Origin of the sequence: Geobacillus sp. Manikaran-105, from assembly GCF_002809955.1 — a bacterium.
Lineage (GTDB): Bacteria > Bacillota > Bacilli > Bacillales > Anoxybacillaceae > Geobacillus > Geobacillus thermophilus.
The window spans coordinates 1-1148 of sequence record NZ_PIJG01000135.1 but is presented as its reverse complement, the minus strand read 5'-3'; the positions used below and the strand labels follow the sequence as shown (position 1 = coordinate 1148).

General features: G+C 48.3%; 5 tRNA genes and 1 rRNA gene. All 6 read left to right on the top strand.

Annotated elements, in window-relative coordinates:
* Positions 1-96: ribosomal RNA gene (gene rrf / locus CV945_RS16940) — 5S ribosomal RNA — on the top strand; the annotation flags it as partial.
* 252 nt (positions 97-348) lie between these two features.
* A tRNA-Asn gene (locus CV945_RS16935) sits at positions 349-423 on the top strand.
* A 7-nt stretch (positions 424-430) separates the two neighbouring features.
* Positions 431-506: transfer RNA gene (locus tag CV945_RS16930), tRNA-Thr, on the top strand.
* A 9-nt stretch (positions 507-515) separates the two neighbouring features.
* Positions 516-587, top strand: a tRNA-Glu gene (locus tag CV945_RS16925).
* Between the two features lie 107 nt (positions 588-694).
* Positions 695-769: transfer RNA gene (locus CV945_RS16920), tRNA-Gln, on the top strand.
* A gap of 305 nt (positions 770-1074) precedes the next feature.
* Positions 1075-1147, top strand: a tRNA-Lys gene (locus CV945_RS16915).
* Position 1148: the final 1 nt, after the last annotated feature.

The window sequence follows — 1148 nt, the reverse complement described above, 5'->3', positions numbered from 1 at the left end:
GAAACACCCGTTCCCATCCCGAACACGGAAGTTAAGCCCTCCAGCGCCGATGGTAGTTGGGGCCAGCGCCCCTGCAAGAGTAGGTCGCTGCTAGGCAATGTTATTCACTTCGCAATAGCTCAGCGACGAGCTTTAGCATCGTTGAATTTACTTTGAATTTACTTTGAGTTGTCCCGACGTATCTGACTCCTTATGAATTGGCTGGCAGAGGAAGGGACACTGATTTTTAGCATGTTGGACTTTTATTTCAAATTGCCTCGACGCATCTCGCTTCCTTGAATTAGTTGGCAGAGGAAGAGGCAACAAGCACATTGAGAAGATGTGCATGACATATAGTTTATTCATCATTCCGCAATAGCTCAGCGGTAGAGCAACCGGCTGTTAACCGGTAGGTCGTAGGTTCGAATCCTACTTGCGGAGCCATTTTTATGCTTCCATAGCTCAGTAGGTAGAGCACTTCCATGGTAAGGAAGAGGTCACCGGTTCGAGCCCGGTTGGAAGCTCCATTTCTCACTGGCCCGTTGGTCAAGTGGTTAAGACACCGCCCTTTCACGGCGGTAACACGGGTTCGAATCCCGTACGGGTCACTTTCGTTCAAATCAACCGCCCTTCGAAGGGCGGTTGATTTGAAAATGTATAGCCACATTGCAACAGTGACATAATAATTACTGGATATCGAATCGTTTCACAGCGTTGGGCTATAGCCAAGCGGTAAGGCAACGGACTTTGACTCCGTGATGCGCTGGTTCGAATCCAGCTAGCCCAGCCATTATTTTTTTGTACATAAAATTTACATGCTATGGGTCATTAGCTCAGCAACGAGCGTTGCATCTTCGAATTTGCTTCGAGTTGCCCCGACGCACTTGACTTCTTCGAATAAGCTTGTAGAGGAAGGGGCAGGTAGAGTGAAATGAAGCTTAGAGTGTTATTGAACCCATGAGCCATTAGCTCAGTAGGTAGAGCAACGAGCATTGCATCATCGAGTTTGCTACGAGTTGTCCCGACGCATTGCGCATCTTCGAATACGCTAGCAGAGGAAGGGACATCACTATCCTAGGGTGTTATCCAACTCATGAGCCATTAGCTCAGTAGGTAGAGCATCTGACTTTTAATCAGAGGGTCGGAGGTTCGAGTCCTCCATGGCTCAC